Annotated in this window: 11 protein-coding genes; 5 read left to right on the forward strand and 6 right to left on the reverse strand. The window is 41.1% G+C overall.

Translation table 11 applies throughout. The features are described from left to right. Positions 1–335: 335 nt before the first annotated feature. Positions 336–2891, reverse strand: a complete 2556-nt coding sequence (locus CHB71_RS17860; protein ID WP_245811362.1) for an ABC transporter permease — start codon at positions 2889–2891, stop codon at positions 336–338. A 1-nt stretch (position 2892) separates the two neighbouring features. Next, on the reverse strand, positions 2893–3615 hold the full coding sequence (locus CHB71_RS17865) for an ABC transporter ATP-binding protein (protein ID WP_089358330.1): 723 nt from the start codon (positions 3613–3615) through the stop codon (positions 2893–2895). A gap of 99 nt (positions 3616–3714) precedes the next feature. Here CHB71_RS17865 and CHB71_RS17870 point away from each other — a divergent pair, with 99 nt between their 5' ends. Continuing rightward, complete coding sequence (locus CHB71_RS17870; protein ID WP_089358331.1) at positions 3715–4389, forward strand: arylesterase; 675 nt, start codon at positions 3715–3717, stop codon at positions 4387–4389. Here the strand turns inward: CHB71_RS17870 and CHB71_RS18950 are convergent, their stop codons facing one another. Beyond that, entirely contained in the window at positions 4390–5151 is a 762-nt protein-coding gene (locus tag CHB71_RS18950) for a response regulator transcription factor (RefSeq protein WP_221406764.1), read from the reverse strand. Positions 5152–5240: 89 nt separating this feature from the next. After that, entirely contained in the window at positions 5241–7025 is a 1785-nt protein-coding gene (locus tag CHB71_RS17880; RefSeq protein ID WP_089358332.1) for a tetratricopeptide repeat protein, read from the reverse strand. Between the two features lie 98 nt (positions 7026–7123). Between CHB71_RS17880 and mtaB the strand changes: the two genes are divergently transcribed. The 4 genes from mtaB to bcp all read left to right on the forward strand — a co-directional run bounded on the left by mtaB (position 7124) and on the right by bcp (position 11428). Further along, positions 7124–8431 carry a tRNA (N(6)-L-threonylcarbamoyladenosine(37)-C(2))-methylthiotransferase MtaB gene (gene mtaB / locus CHB71_RS17885; protein ID WP_089358333.1) on the forward strand — a complete coding sequence of 436 codons (1308 nt, stop codon included), beginning with the start codon at positions 7124–7126 and terminating at the stop codon, positions 8429–8431. Positions 8432–8533: 102 nt separating this feature from the next. Further along, entirely contained in the window at positions 8534–9142 is a 609-nt protein-coding gene (locus CHB71_RS17890) for a fumarylacetoacetate hydrolase family protein (RefSeq protein WP_089358334.1), read from the forward strand. Between the two features lie 4 nt (positions 9143–9146). Beyond that, positions 9147–10979 (forward strand): M23 family metallopeptidase, encoded by a 1833-nt coding sequence (locus CHB71_RS17895; RefSeq protein WP_089358335.1) that lies wholly within the window; start codon positions 9147–9149, stop codon positions 10977–10979. Next, a complete protein-coding gene (gene bcp, locus CHB71_RS17900; RefSeq protein ID WP_407918766.1) occupies positions 10976–11428 on the forward strand; it encodes a thioredoxin-dependent thiol peroxidase in 453 nt (150 codons plus the stop codon). Before CHB71_RS17895 ends, bcp begins: the two co-directional genes overlap by 4 nt. 68 nt (positions 11429–11496) lie before the next feature. On the opposite strand, the gene CHB71_RS17905 is transcribed toward bcp, so the two are convergent. Together CHB71_RS17905 and CHB71_RS17910 are read right to left on the reverse strand one after the other, a co-directional pair. Next, positions 11497–12882, reverse strand: a complete 1386-nt coding sequence (locus tag CHB71_RS17905; RefSeq protein WP_089358336.1) for a SusD/RagB family nutrient-binding outer membrane lipoprotein — start codon at positions 12880–12882, stop codon at positions 11497–11499. Between the two features lie 21 nt (positions 12883–12903). Continuing rightward, complete coding sequence (locus CHB71_RS17910) at positions 12904–16131, reverse strand: SusC/RagA family TonB-linked outer membrane protein (RefSeq protein ID WP_089358337.1); 3228 nt, start codon at positions 16129–16131, stop codon at positions 12904–12906. Positions 16132–16217: the final 86 nt, after the last annotated feature.

Consider the following 16217-nt stretch of genomic DNA (forward strand, 5'->3'; position numbering starts at 1 on the left):
AAATTGTCTGGACGGATGAGGCCAAAAATCAACTTGATGAGATCATTGCATATTAAGAAAACTGGACACACAAGGAAATATCAAAATTCTTTATCCGATTAGAAGAATTCTGATAGAGATAAGTCAGAACCCACGCATTTATAAAGATTCCCAAAGAAAACCGGGGACTAAAGAATTTCAACACTCAAAACATACAACTATCTTTTACTCCTATGACAAGAAGGTAGTGAATGTCTTATTGCTGTGGCCCAACCGTAAGAATCCAAATCGGTTAGGTAATTGAAGACATTAGTCCAATCAAAAAAATCTCCAAATCGTCCAATCTTCAAATCAAACTACCCTTCCCTCCTCAACACCTCCAACGGTGACTGTCGCACCACACTTCTGCTATTAAGTAAACCAATGGTCACACTCATTCCGGTCACTAAGAAGAACACCGTAACCATCTGGACAAAGTTTGGAATGAAAGTAAACTCAAACACAAACTGACCGAGCAGTGTAGAGAATAGACCGGCCAGAAAGATGCCGCTGATAGCTGCAAGACTTCCCAAAAAGAAATACTCAGCAATGGTGATGGTCCAGAGTTGTTTTTTTGAAGCTCCAAGTGTGCGTAGAAGTACATTTTCCTGCACCCGCTGAAACTTGCTGAGGATGATTGAGCTGATCATGACAATGATGCCCGTACCAATACTGAAGAAGGCCATAAACTGAATCACAAATGCCACTTTGCCCAACACATCTTCCAATGTTTTCAATATCAGTTCAAGATCAATGATGGATACATTTGGAAACTGCTTCACCACTGCCTGCTGATACTTCGCAGAAGTTATCATGTCATCGATGCGGGTTACCAGGACATGAAACTGTGGTGCCTGCTCCAATACACCTTCCGGAAACAATACAATGAAATTGGTCTGTACCCTGCGCCAGTCTATCTCTCTGAAGCTACCCACATAGGTTTTTATGATTGCGCCCTGTACATTAAACAAAAGCTCATCTCCCAGTTCTATATCGAGGTTGTCTTTAAACGATTCGGCAATACTGATGAAAATACTATCATTGCGAACCTGACCAATCCACTCCCCTTCCACAATCGTCTCCGAATCAATCAATGAATCCCGATAAGTCACCCGATATTCCCGACTGTAAGCCCAGTCTGAAATGGAAACGGTTGTGTCATTGAATGCTTCATCTTTTGTGAACCCTTTCACTTCACGCAACCGCATCGTTACAATTGGCACATCCTGAATAATGGGTAAGTTATATTCGTTGGTAACTGCTTTTACAGCCTCATGTTGGCTGGACTGTATATCAAAAAGTACGGTATTCGGTCTGTCATTTGCGGCAGATAAGGATACTCGCTGCACCAATAAGTCCTGCATGAAGTACAGCGTAGCTAAAAAGGCCGTCCCCAGTCCCAGTGCCATAATGAGAATGACTGTCTGGTTATTTGGGCGGTAGAGATTGGAGAATCCCTGTCGCCAAACATAGGAAAGGTTTTCAGGGATCAATTTTCTGGTAAGCCAGCTAATCCCCTTTCCCATTGCGCCGAGAAAAAGGATAGCGCCGATCAGTATTCCTGAAAAGGCAAGTGCCTGAGTGAATGATTGAATCTGCCAATAAACAGATAGAAAGATGAAGATAAGTATACCACCGATAATAGGGATTAAGTACTTATCAAACTTGAGCTTGCTCTCTCCAAAACCTAATCGTATGGCTGAAAGTGGACTGATGTTTCGGAGACTAATAAGTGAAAGTAATCCAAACATCAGGGAGATCACGATTCCAATCAACACCCCTACCAGCACAGCAGGCCAGTATGGCACAGGAACTATATCAATCGGAATAAAATCCTGAACGATTGCCGGGAGGTAGAGATGAATGACCATCCCGAGTATGCTCCCAATTATGGAACCTATGAGTCCAAATAAGGAAACCTGAATGAGGTACACACCTACTGCCTGTTTTGCCTTCATACCCAGACATCTGAGCACAGCAACCGACTGCACTTTTCCTTTCGCATATACATAAATGGAGCTTGCAACACCAAGGCAACCAAGGAGTAAGGCTGTAAATGCCACCAATTCCAGAAAATTGGATAGGTTATCAAAATCTTCACCGGTCTCCCGTTTTTCTTCCTCTATGGTCTCTACATCAAAGCCTTTACTCTCAGTCTTAGCTGCCAATTTTCCCCAGCCAGTTGAGTCCACCTCTTCTGAAAACTGGAAATAATGCACATAATTAACACGGCTTCCTTTCTGAATTAAGCCCGTTGCATCCAGGTATTGATGAGGAATGTAAACAACAGGAGAAATGGAGGCTGAGACATCCGTTTGCCCGGGTATTTGAGTGATCATACCAATGATCTCAAAATTGACAGCACCCACACTTAAGCTATCGCCCACTTGCGCATCATACTGGATCATCAGCTTCTCATCTACCAATGCATACTTTCCGGATTGAAACTGATCGGCAGCTTCTATTGGCTTGGTGACAATATCTCCATAGTAAGGATAGGCTCCTTCAAGTGCTCGTACTTGCACAAGTCGGGTACCTCCGGTCTCAGGAAACAGGACCATCGATGCGAAATAGTTTTCCTTAGAAAAATCGGCGGCTTTGGATCGAAAGGATTGTAAAACGGTATCGGCCAGGTCTCTTCTTCCTCGAATCCGCACATCTGATCCTACCAGCTCTTGCGCCTGCTTATCAATTTCATCCATCAGGTTTTCCCTAAAGGAAGTGATGCCAACCATCGCCGCAATCCCAAGTGAAATCGAAGCAATAAAAAGCAGGAGTTTGCCTCTACTTTTTCTGCTATCGCGCCAGGCCATCTTCCAGGGCCATGATCGGCTGTACTTTGCTTCTTCTATTTTGATTTTCTTATCCATCATTTCAAGAAGCTGCAGTTCTCATATGAACTTCGTTGTTACCTTTTCGATGATCAATAATCTTCCCTCCTTTTAATTGAATGATCTGATTCGTCTTTTCCGCCAGCTCCATGTCATGTGTCACCAAAATAAGGGTGGTGCTTTTTTCTCTGTTTATTTCGAAAAGCAATTCCTCCACAGATGTCCCGGTTTCTTCATCGAGATTTCCTGTAGGTTCATCAGCGAAAAGGATCTTAGGTTCATTGGAAAATGCCCGTGCGATAGCTACCCGTTGCTGCTCTCCTCCGGATAGCTGTGAAGGGTAATGGCTCATTCGTTCACCCAGGCCTACCCGCTCTAATAGCCCACTGGCTTGTTTTCTTGCTGTCTTCACCCCTCTCAGTTCCAATGGGATCATTACATTCTCTAGTGCGGTCAGTGTTTGAATCAGTTGGAAATTTTGGAAAACAAATCCCACAAATTGGTTCCTGACCTGTGCCAACTCATCCTCGTTTAGCCGATCCAGTAAAATGTGATTAAGCGTAATTGAGCCTGTAGTTGGTCGGTCTAGCCCGGCACATAGTCCAAGTAAGGTTGTTTTCCCACTTCCGGATGGGCCCACCACAGCGAGTGAGGAGCCCTCTTCTACATGAAACTCAATGTCGGCAAGCACCTGGATTTCATTGGAACCGCTTTTGAATGACTTGGAAAGAGTTGAAACTTCTAAAATTGATGATCCGTTCGACATGTAAAAATTTTAACTAGTTAACGAAAAGCCCACCCACATGTTTGTAACTTCCATGTTTGGTCAAATACATCATCCAATGGGGACTCGTACGCTAAATCTATGACATACATTCGAAACATACTGCTTACTCTACTTTTGATCGGTTGTGGTAGTACTCAGGAATCTGGTAACAATGAGTCCTCAGATCAGAAGGCCACAAAGGAAGTTCAGAGCCCAGCTGAAGAAAAAAAGGTGATTTTATTCTTTGGCAATAGCATCACCGCAGGCTATCAACTGGATATGGATCAGGCATTTCCTGCACTTATTCAAGAGCGGATTGATTCACTCGGCTTGAACTACAAAACCATCAATGCCGGGCTCAGTGGAGAAACCTCCGCAGGAGGTAAGAGCCGAATTGAATGGGTGCTACAAACGGTTCCGGATATTTTCTTTCTGGAATTGGGTGCCAATGACGGCTTGCGTGGTTTACCTTTAGACGAAACCATAAAAAACCTTCAGGATATCATTGATGCAGTGAAGAATGAGAACCCTGAGGTTGAAATCATCATAGCGGGCATGATGGTTCCACCAAACCTTGGTCAAGGCTATAGCGACAAATTCAGTCAAATATTTCCTAAACTAGCTGAGGCAAATGATGCAACACTCATTCCATTTGTACTGGAAGGTGTGGCCGGAAACCCAGAACTAAATCTATCGGATGGCATTCACCCGACTCCTGAGGGACATGAAATAGTGGCTGATACAGTTTGGAAGTATTTAGAACCTCTGCTCTAATCACTCAAAGTAGAGCTGAAACGCATCAACATACTGTTTTGCCTCCATCACGGAAGTGATTTCGAGCTTTTGATTGATGGCTTTACGATGTGTAGCAACCGTGTGAACAGATAGAAACAATACAGAAGCTATTTCTTTAGAGGTCATCCCTTTCGCCATCATAATTAATACTTGCTTTTCTCGTGGAGTCAAAAGCAAATATTGCTTCATATGATGTTTTACAAATTCTCCCTCTTCGGATAAGTACTTGAAGGATTTTAGAGCACTGATCACACTTGTAGAAGGTGTTTTCACTGTGAAAACAGAGTGTCCATTTTCATCTTCACCCTCAAATGTGATTTTGGTTTTTCCAGATGCATTGAACTCTTGTTTGTCATAATCCAACCATTTACGTGCCCTTTCTTCCGAAGAAAAATGCCTCACTTCACTATCAATCGGGTTATCATCAAAGTGATCCATGACCATTAAATGGACTAATGCGTCCTCCCCAACGACAAAAGCGACTTTGGTTGCTGTCTCAGAACATGGCACATTTATATTTTCCTGCACCCAACCAAGTTGTTTCTCCGTCAAAGCCAGATTGTAGTTTTTATGTAGCCATAAAGCTTGTTTAATCTCATTCTCAATAAAATACTTTTTGTAAACCAACATTTCCTTTTGAAATTCCTTAAAATGGGAAGGTGGCTTATGCCAAAACATCACATAGCGATGAGCTTCTTTTTCATATTCTATCGTAAGATGATCTCCGTTGTGAATTATCATTTGATAAGATTAAATCGCAATGTAAAGAATCGTTTATGGTAGTCTAATACTTATTCAGCAAGACTCCAACATGAGTTGGTTCAAAAAACCTAATCTTCGGGTTTAAGAATTTCGCTCACCTTTCGAATCACCTGATCCAACTCCTCCGCTGAGGATAGAATACTTGCATTGAGCTGTTTTCTTTGCTCTTCATTTAATGGGTCGCTCGACTTTAGTTGAGCAGTGATGCCTAGAATCCGAGCCAAAGGAGCGCGAACATGATGAGCATTTGAAAATGCATACTCTTTGAGCTTCTCATTCTGCGCCTGAATTTTATTTGTTCTTTTCTTTACTTCAGCCTCGAGAGATTCATTTATACTTTGAATTTCCTCATTTACTCTGATCAGTTCGTCTGCCTGCTCAGCAAGAATTTTTGATTGAAGTGTTATCTCTCTATTTTTTCTCTTCAGTAGCTCAATTGATCTTTTTCTTGACTTATAATATCGGTATCCAATATACATCGTCCCTAAGGAAAGGAGAAACATTATGGTGCCTCCATATATCAACAAATTTTGTCGTTGAATTTGGAGGCGGCTCTTTTCTAATTCAGCCTGGTTGAGCTCGTTCTGACTTGCCAGCATTTTATTCTCAGCTGAGATTCGCTCCATCTCAAACCTATTCTCATACATAGCTATCTCTTTAGCATGTGTGTCCTGATTGATGCTATCACGGTAAGCTTTATGCAACAAGGAGTATTCAAATGCTTTCTCATAATCGCCTATTCCCTGATAAGATTCATAGAGCAATTGAGCTGCCTGGCTAATTTCCTTCTTAACCTTGAGTTCCTTGGATAATTCTAAACTTCTTTGGCCCATAGCAATTGCGTATCCGTAGCTCTCTAGACCTTTATATACCTGCCCAATATATAGCTGTGATTGGCTAACGCCAATTCTGTGTCCTATTTCAGTATAAATGTGCCTAGCAGTTTCAAAATTGTTCAACGCCAGTTCATAAGCTCTTCTTTGCAAATGCAATCTTCCAATGTCAATTTTCAAATTAGCTTCCAGAATTCTACTACCATGATTCTTAGAAGTTTCAAGGCTGGCTTCATAAAAATTCATAGCGGAATCATACTGTCCCATTTCAAAATGAACTTCTCCTATATTTTGATAAAGTGTGGCTACCCTAATTGTTTTATTATAAGAAGAGTCAATTTCCAAAGACCTTTTATAATATTCCATTGCAAGCTTATAATCACCAGTTTCTTTATGAATGGATCCAATATTCGAATAGGTAGTTGCAAAGGCTTCCCTATCTCCTAACTCCTCCTTTATTTGAATGGATTCAATATAGCACTCCAGTGCTTTCTTGTAATCTCCTAATTCATGATATACAAGCCCCATATTATTCAATGTTCCACCCCTTCCGCTTAAATCACCTATTTGCTCCTTGACTTGAAGAGACCACTGATAATATTCCAGTGATTGAGAGTAATTGCCAAGAAGTTTATTAACAATCCCAATGTTGTTCAATGCGCGATTCATTCCTTCTAAATCACCAAGTTCCTCGGATAACTCAAGGAAAGTGTGATAGTGCCTTCTAGCCTCCTCAAAATTCGATTGAGAATATGCAAGCGTGCCTAGGTTATTGTATCCATTGGCCATTCCTTTTTTATAATTAAGTTCCTCAGCTAGCTCCATAGCCTGGTGTGTATACTTGATAAGTGAGTCCGGAGAGGTCTGATAATATCGAAACCCGATTTTAAGAAGTAGTAAGACCCTGGTAGTATCCTCCTGGGAGACCTTTAATTCAGAAATAAGGCTATCCAATTCCCTCTTCTGACCAAAAAGGGATGTACACATTAGCACAAGTGCAATTTGAAAGTATTGCTTCATAGAATTAATTGGCCGATGACCTTTTAAGATAGCAATACTTTTAATAATCCCATTTCAGATTCTTCTTAAAGTTTATTCATCTTAACTTTGCGCTCCCGATGAAAAAAGTCGCTTTCTATACGCTGGGCTGTAAGCTAAATTACTCTGAGACATCCTCTATCTCACGGATGTTTGAGGATAAAGGCTATGCAAAAGTTGACTTTACAGATACTCCTGACATCTTCATCATCAACACGTGCTCGGTCACTGAAAATGCTGACAAGAAGTGCAAGAAGATTGTAAAAGAAGCAAAAAAAATATCTCCAAATAGCTTTGTGACTATCATAGGTTGCTATGCTCAGCTGAAACCAAAAGAGATTTCTGAAATTCCCGGTGTAGATGCCGTTTTGGGTGCTGCAGAGAAATTTCGACTATTTGATTATCTGAATGATTTCACCAAAGGCGGAGTTTTCGCCTCTGAAATTAAAGAAGCAAAAGCCTTCAATGCATCTTATTCCATTGCCGATCGTACCCGAACATTCCTAAAGGTACAGGATGGATGTAATTATGGATGTGCCTTTTGTACCATTCCACTAGCCAGAGGTAAAAGCCGAAGTGACACTATCGCCAATATTGTAGCTCAAGCTGAAGAAATAGCACAAACTGAAGTAAAAGAGGTAGTGCTTACCGGAGTGAACATCGGAGACTTTGGCATACAGGACGGAAGGAGAAAAGAGAAATTCATAGATCTGGTTAAAGCCCTCGATGAAGTTGAAGGAATCAACCGCTTTCGTATATCATCGATTGAGCCAAATCTGCTATCCAATGAAGTGATTGAGTTTGTGGCTCAGTCTAAACGATTTGTACCTCACTTTCATATTCCATTGCAATCAGGGAGTGACAATATTTTGAAGAAAATGAATCGTCGTTATCTCAGCGATTTGTATCAAAGCAGGGTAGAAAAAATCAAGTCACTGATGCCAGATTGCTGCATTGGTGTAGATGTCATTGTTGGCTTTCCCGGAGAAACGGAAGAAGAGTTTCTTACAACTTACAACTTCTTAAATGAACTTGACATTTCTTACCTGCATGTATTTACTTACTCGGAACGTCCAAATACGAAAGCGGTAGACATGGATGGAGTTGTTGATCAGAGGGTTCGCAATGAGCGCTCCAAAATGCTGCGTGGACTCTCCGAGAAGAAACGTCGTTTTTTTTATGAGCAGCAGTTGGGTCAGGAATTTAACGTTCTTTTCGAAGAAGACATTCAGGATGGCACTATGCATGGCTTTACTGAAAACTATGTGCGTGTAGCAGCAAAGTATGACCCTATTCTCATCAATGAGGTAAAAGCAGTAAAATTAAAATCCGTCAACGCTGCAGGGTACGTGGAAGTAGAAGAGATAGAAGAAGTTCTCGTTCACTAACTCGCTTCAATCAAATCTAAATTTCCCCTTCCATAAAAGATTCAGAAACAAGTTCTGAATGACCCTAAATCATGTATATTTTTGAGTCAATACAATTTGACTATGAAGATTATCTGCATCGGCCGGAATTACGCTGAACACATCGAAGAACTTGGGAATGAACGCCCGGAGCATCCCATCATTTTCATGAAACCAGATACTGCACTTCTTAAAAACAACGAGCCTTTTTACTATCCGGACTTTTCCAAAGACATTCACCACGAGGTTGAAATACTTGTCAAAATCAAGAAGGAAGGAAAATCTATTAATCAACAGTTTGCACATCAATACTATGATGAGATCGGATTGGGCATTGATTTTACAGCACGTGACTGGCAGACAAAAGTCAAGGAAAAGGGCCACCCTTGGGAAATAGCGAAAGCTTTTAATGGCTCAGCACCAATCTCAAAATTTATTCCCAAAGGTGAACGAGATATGACTGGTGTTAACTTCCGGCTTGAGAAAAACGGTGAAGAAGTCCAGAACGGAAACACCAGTCTGATGCTCTGGCCAATTGATGAAATCATTTCGTATGTTTCACGGTTCATTCTTTTGAAAACCGGAGACATCATCTTCACAGGAACACCTAAAGGTGTTGGGCCTGTTTCAGTTGGAGATCATTTGGTAGGATATTTGGAAGATGATCAAATGTTTGATTTTGAAGTAAAGTAGCTGAGTGAGAAACTGCATCAAATACCTTTTATTAATTGGATTTTTCACGCTCCAGGGACAGGAGTTCAATGGAGTTAAATATCAATTTCCTATAAACCCGGGTCAACAAAATTACCTGGCTGGTACCGTTGGTGAAATCAGAAGTTCTCATTTTCATACGGGTATAGATGTGAAAACGGGAGGACGGACAGGCCTTCCCATTTATGCGGTAGCTGATGGGTTCATTTCACGCATAAAAGTATCCGCTTCCGGCTATGGATACGCGCTTTATATGCAACACCCGAACGGGACATTTTCAGTGTATGCCCATCTGGAAGCATTTGATCCAAAAATTGCCGAGTGGGCGCTTAAGGAGCAATACAGAAAAGAATCCTTCGAAGTAGACCTGTTTCCGGAAACTAATCAGTTTGCATATAAACGTGGCGACATCATTGGGTATTCAGGAAATACAGGTAGTTCTAGCGGGCCTCATCTGCATTTTGAAATTCGAGATCCCAACCATCGACCGATCGATGTGTTAACGCTGGGTTTTGATGAAATCCGGGACAATATTGCTCCTGTTGTACAAAAGGTTGCTTTTGTAACGCTGGATCATAAGGCTCGTGTTAATGGATTCTTTGGAAGGTATGAATTTGACCTGATCAAAACACCCAGCTGGTATCAAACAAAAGAACCAATCAATCTAAAGGGCAAAATTGGTGTTGAAATCTACTCTTATGACCCAATGGATGGTATCCCTAATAAGAATGGGATAAAGAAAACGACATTCCAGCTGGATGGTGACACCCTGTTTTCAGAACATAAAGAAGCCTTTTCTTTCGGAAAACAACGAAATGTGCTAGTTCATTATAACTACCCTGCCTACAAAAGAGGAAGCAGGAGATTCAACAAGCTGTACCTGGCCGATGGAAATGAACACAATATTTATACGAAAGTAAACCGAGGTATCACTTTTGATGATCAAAATGAGATATTGATCGAGACAGAGGATAGTTATAAAAATACCTCCACATCAAGAATTCTGCTTAACAGTGAAGCAGTAATCAATCAACCTAAACTGAATAAACCTGAACAAATTGGCAATTACCTTCATTTTAAATCAAGTCAGCAGGGATCTGTAATGCTGGAAGAATGGACTGCATTGGAGCCATACGCACAAGAAGGCGATGACAAATACTATATCTGGGACTTGAGAAATGGAACTCCAAAGAGCTTATTTATTGATGGAGAAACCAAACCTACTCATCTGGTCGGTCTAATTCCATCAAATCAAGAAATTAGCTATGTGCAAAATGAGTTTATGCTAAATCTCAAACACAGATCTCTATTCGATACGCTATACCTGGCATTTGAAAAAGAGCTTGATACGCTTGAGGAAAAAGAGTTTTTTCATTTTAGAAACGCAACTCAACCTATTCGATCGAATATGGAAATCACCCTGAGACCAGAGCTTGATTATGATGAAGAAAAAGCAGCGGTATACTCAGTGTTTGGAAGGAGAAGAAATTTTATGGGTGGAGAGTGGCAAGGCGGTGATATCACCTTTTCGACCCGTGATTTGGTTTCCTATACCATTTTAGAAGACTCCATTCCCCCATCCATTGATCTGAAATTGGCCAATGAGGATCAGTTAAAATTCAGGATTGATGATGACCTCTCTGGAATCAAAAGCTTTAAGGCAACAATAAACGGTGAATTTGTGCTGATGCATTACGAGCCAAAGCGTAAACTGATTTGGTCGCAAAAGCTAAATGAAAACATTCCATTCAAAGGAATGTTTATGTTAGAAGTAATTGACAATTCGAATAACGGAACGATTTATACCAAGGAACTATGATCACATTAAAACCAGGCGATAATGCCCCAGACTTTGAAAGCAAAGACCAGGATGGCAATCCAATAAAGCTATCTGATTATAAGGGTAAAAAAGTGGTATTATACTTCTACCCGAAAGACAACACTCCGGGCTGTACAGCTGAATCCTGTAACTTAAGAGATAATTATGAGGAGTTGCAAAAGCAAGGATACGAAGTACTGGGTGTTAGTAGCGATGGTGAAAAATCCCATCAGAAGTTTATTGCTAAACATGAACTTCCTTTTAAGCTTGTAGCAGATGAGGATAAGTCAGTTCATGAAGCCTACGGCACCTGGGATTTAAAGAAATTTATGGGTAGAGAATATATGGGCACAGTTAGAACAACCTTTGTAATTAATGAACAAGGGAAGATTGAAGAGGTAATAGAAAAGGTGAAGACCAAAGATCACACCGCTCAGATTTTGAAATAGCCTTTATTGACGGAAAACAAAAAAAGGCCGGAATTTAAAAATCCGGCCTTTTATATTAATTAATCTAATCAGTTATCCCACCAAAGAGGAGTCTGAAGATTTCCATCTTTGATTGGAACATTTGCATTGTTCAAATCAATTTCCGTTTGTGGATATGAAACCCTTCTTGGAATCTCTCCATTCAAATTAAAAGAGTTTATACCATTTGAATTTGGAGTCAAATTAGGATATCCGGTTCTCCTATAATCCGTCCATGTTTCAAGCCCATTCGAATACATGGCTATGTACTTCTGCGTGATAATCTGCTCCAAACGCGCTGCATTGTCAGCCAGACTGACAAGATCAGAATTAGCCGCAACATAAGCTGCATCATTTGCTCCCGTGAGCTTTGTAATTGAAGCACCGATTGCTTCAGCTAATGCTGCTTGAGCCGCAACCACATCATTATTACCCATTAATTCGATCTCAGCCTCAATGAATTTCATTTCAGTGTAGCTTGTCATGATAACCGGTGCATTGATATTCGTATAAAATGTCCCCGCATCAAAAGTGGTCGAATAACCCGAAGGAGTGCTTGCATCAGTAAGGAATAAAGCCGATCGCCTTGGGTCATTCAAGCCGTTAAGCATTCCAAAGAAAAATGGATCGATGTTTATATTTCCACCTCTATCTTGTGAAAACTGATATGCCGGATTAGGCTCATTTGGGGAAGTACCAAAATTCAATTGCAAATCACCTGCTGAAGAAGAAATTGCATCGGCTAATTCAGCTTCCGCATCGGCATAGGCAGTGTTACTCACCTTGGTTAGCCTTAAATAATACTTCGCCTTTAAAGAATGAGCTGCAGCAATCCAACTGCTTGTGTTACCACCATAAATCAGGTCATCACTTCCTAACGCCGGACCAACACCTGCTGGGCCATTTAGCAAAGTAATTGCTTCATCAAGCAAGCTATGAATGGTCTGGTATATACTTTCCTGCGTATCATATGTTGGTTGAAGTTCTCCTGATCTGGCACCAAACGCATTGGTATACGGAATATCACCAAACATATCAGTCATCGAACCCAGCCCGTGGGCAATAAGAATTTTAGCCATAGCTGAAGTGTGATTTGACTCCTCAGCGGTAGCTTTTTCTTCAATTATCACCAATGGCTGCAAAGTAGAAACAAACATCCTTAAGAAGATTCCATCCCCATCTGCTGGCACCCATAGGTACCGATAATTATCGGCCTGCTGTGCATTAATTCCTACAAACTGTTGTGTGAATAATCCGCTTAAGCGAACCAACTCACCACCAATCACCCATGCCATACCAGCCTGTGCTGCAGGCACAATCGCTTGTGCAGATACATCTCCAGGGGTTGCCGGGCTTACATTTATGTCTTCGTCAAAATCACACGAACTGGTAATCAAAACGAGACAAGTCAATATAGATATTACTTTTATTTTCATCTTATTATCTTTTTTATTGGACTACAGGGTCACATTTAGCTTGAACCCATAACTTTTTGTGTTTGGATTATTGAAGTAATCGTATCCAAACACGTTACTCGCCGCACCAGTCAAATTGGTTTCCGGATCAATCCCTGTATAATCAGTAATCAAGAATACATTTCGTGCATTCGCATTAATGGTAATGGCCGAAAAAGGAAGGCCATCAACAACTGACTGTGGCAGTCGATAAGAAATATTCACATCTCTCAATCGAATCCATGAGCCATCTTGTACCGTCAATTCATCGAGGTTTACGAACCCATAGTTTTGATGGAAGTTGGTACCGCCATCTGTTCCGCCTTTCACAACCTCCAGCGTATTAATTGACTCTGTTGGGTTACCGTCTGCATCAGCTGCAACTCCAGGGAAAACGACCCTATCATTCCTATCAAGCGTTGCTGCTCCAACACCAAATCCATTTAATACGCCATAGGTACCATTGTATACATCTCCGCCTTGTCTAAAATCAAAGAGCATTGACAGCTCGATGTTTTTATAGCTGAATGTATTTCTGAATCCAAGTGTAAAATCAGGGTTTGGATCACCCACTTTACCATCTACTGGATTTTGCAGTGGCATACCGGTATTCTGGTCGATCACCATTCTACCCTGATCATCTCGAAGGAATCTGGTTCCGAAGAAAATACCATAGGGTTCACCCTGTTGGATACGCTGCGTACCAAAAGGATCTATTGTGATTACGTCAAGACCAGGTGCTATTTCATTAACGATAGATTCATATTTGTTGAAAATGAATCCGATTTCGTAATCAAAATCCCCGGTTCTAACCACACTTCCAGTAATAACTGCTTCAATACCATTGTTCTCAATTTCTCCTGCATTAATTACTGTTTGTGCAAATCCAGTAGTATAAGGAAGGTCCACACTAATGATCGCATCTTCAGTCAATGATCGATAATAGGTAATATCAGTAGTGATTCTACCATTCAGGAACTTCAAATCTGCTCCTACCTCAAAAGTTGTGGTAAACTCAGGTTTCAATTCAGGATTCCCTAGAATATTATTCGGAATGAAGGAGTTGGTGCCAAGTGCTGGGAACAGAACTCCATTTGGAGTGGTCCAGCCATCCCGCACCCTCGCTTGTGTGAAAGTTGAAGCTGTAAAACCAAATGGTGCATCATTACCTACCTTACCATAAGACGCTCTGATTTTACCGTAAGGAAGCGCACTACCCAAATCAATATTCTCAGTAAATGCCCACCCAACAGCTACCGCAGGGTAAAAGAAAGAGTTATTGGCTGATCCTAGAGTTGAAGACCAGTCATTTCTACCTGTAATATTCAAATACAGTGTTTCGAGATAGGAGATTCTCACATCCCCATAAACACCATATAGTTGCTTCGCTTGTGGTCTTTCAACCACGCTAAAGCTCTGAGCACTGGCTGCATTGAAGAAGCCGCGGGAGGCAAGTCCTTGTCCATCCTCACGTCGATTGGTCACTTTTTTGTCGTAATAATTCCATCCGAAGGTTCCATTTATGTAGATGGATGAGCTTAGCTCTTTCTGAAGGGTTCCATAAACATCCACATTTAAATCAGTGTTTGTGATTGCCTGGTTGATTACCTGACCAACACCAAAAGATCCTGAACCAATATCATTTCTAAATTTTCTGATATCAGAGTATTGATCCAGCCCAACTCTCGAGTTTAAGGAAAACCAGTCTGTAAACTCATAGCTGAGTTGACCATACCCAATGATTCTGTTCACATTATCATCCATAAAGTTTTTGAATACAGTCCAATAAGGGTTGTCATAGATCGCTCCTCCTCCAATTTGACCTCTATAGGCTCGCGGGGTACCATCTTCAAATTGATACGCCGATGGATCTTTTGCTGGGTTGACACCACCTCTATTATCAAAAGAAGGAGTAGTGCGTAAAAGGCCAAGCATTACGCCAGAGGTGTTTGACCCATTCTGAACTTTTATTCCTCCACTGTTGATAAAGTTTGAAGAGAATGTCGCTTTCAATTTATCTGTTAGGTTTGATGAAATTGTCGCTTTCACTGAAGTTCGCTCAAACGTATTATTTGGGATAATACCTTCTTGATTCAAATAGCCTACTGAGATATAATAGTTGATATTATCTGTACCACCACTCGCACTCAAATAGTGATTTGCGGTAACCCCAGTTTCAAAAAAAGCTTCGGTATTATTGTATGCCTTGGCCACCCTGCTTGTAGCTCTTGGATCTGAAGAGTGAACTATTAATCCATTTGGATCCCATATAGAGGGTTCATTAGCATATCTCAACTCATCTATTCTAGGACCCCAGCTATTACCGGTAAAAGATCCCGTCATAGGTCCTTCAAATGTTGGTACGCCTCCTACCACATTACCTTGAGCATAGGTTGTTTGAAGCTCTGGAAGCTTATTTACCTTATCGAAGGTCATTCCAAATGAATAATTGATTCTTGCAGCGCCCTTTTGTCCCCGTTTGGTGGTAATGAGAATAGCTCCATTACCAGCCCTTACACCATAGAGTGCGGTTGCAGCCGGCCCCTTTAAAACTGTAAGACTCTCAATGTCATTTGGGTTTAAATCAATCGCTCGGTTCGAATTATTAACCCCACCAGAACCCAAATTCGATATAGCATCTTCAGGTGAATCCGCGGTGGTGAATGTGCTATTGTCAATAGGAATACCATCAACTACAAATAATGGGGAATTAGACCCTTGAATTGTAGAATTACCTCGTATCCTAATCTGGGCACCTGCACCGGCCGTTCCTCCTGAACTTGTCACCTGAACACCGGCTGCTTTTCCGGCCAGACCAGCCACCAGATTCACTTCATTGGCTCTGTCTACTTCCTCGCTATTTACTTCCTGTACAGAGTAGCCAAGATCACGTTTTTTAGCTGTGAGACCAATAGCCGTCACCACGACCTCTTGAAGTTCCGTAAAGTTTGTGGCTAAAGAAACATCAATTACAGACCTGTTTCCCACATCAATTTCCTGAGTGACAAATCCAATAAACGAGATCATCAATACATCTCCGTCGGAGACGTTCAAAGTGTAGCTTCCATCAATATCGGTCACTACACCGCTAGTGGTTCCTTTGAGTTGAACCGTTGCGCCGGGAATACCCTCACCGTTATCATCGGTGACTTTACCCGTTACTGTCCTTTGTGCCATCAGTCCTGAGACAGCAAAAAGACATAACACTAATACTAGGTAAGTTTTTTTCATAAAATTTATTTTGTTGAATAAATTCTAATGTTAAAGACTTGACCTATCAATTAATTGTAAAAAAAGGGAGGTGTAATTGGTGCAAC

This window comes from Ekhidna lutea (genome assembly GCF_900188325.1).
Lineage (GTDB): Bacteria > Bacteroidota > Bacteroidia > Cytophagales > Cyclobacteriaceae > Ekhidna > Ekhidna lutea.

Bases quoted from the DNA above. Each gene is read 5' to 3' on its own strand.
- CHB71_RS17860 (WP_245811362.1), bottom strand. From the start codon at position 2,891: ATGATGGATAAGAAAATCAAAATAGAAGAAGCAAAGTACAGCCGATCA.
- CHB71_RS17865 (WP_089358330.1), bottom strand. From the start codon at position 3,615: ATGTCGAACGGATCATCAATTTTAGAAGTTTCAACTCTTTCCAAGTCA.
- CHB71_RS17870 (WP_089358331.1), top strand. From the start codon at position 3,715: ATGACATACATTCGAAACATACTGCTTACTCTACTTTTGATCGGTTGT.
- CHB71_RS18950 (WP_221406764.1), bottom strand. From the start codon at position 5,151: ATGATAATTCACAACGGAGATCATCTTACGATAGAATATGAAAAAGAA.
- CHB71_RS17880 (WP_089358332.1), bottom strand. From the start codon at position 7,025: ATGAAGCAATACTTTCAAATTGCACTTGTGCTAATGTGTACATCCCTT.
- mtaB (WP_089358333.1), top strand. From the start codon at position 7,124: ATGAAAAAAGTCGCTTTCTATACGCTGGGCTGTAAGCTAAATTACTCT.
- CHB71_RS17890 (WP_089358334.1), top strand. From the start codon at position 8,534: ATGAAGATTATCTGCATCGGCCGGAATTACGCTGAACACATCGAAGAA.
- bcp (WP_407918766.1), top strand. From the start codon at position 10,976: ATGATCACATTAAAACCAGGCGATAATGCCCCAGACTTTGAAAGCAAA.
- CHB71_RS17905 (WP_089358336.1), bottom strand. From the start codon at position 12,882: ATGAAAATAAAAGTAATATCTATATTGACTTGTCTCGTTTTGATTACC.
- CHB71_RS17910 (WP_089358337.1), bottom strand. From the start codon at position 16,131: ATGAAAAAAACTTACCTAGTATTAGTGTTATGTCTTTTTGCTGTCTCA.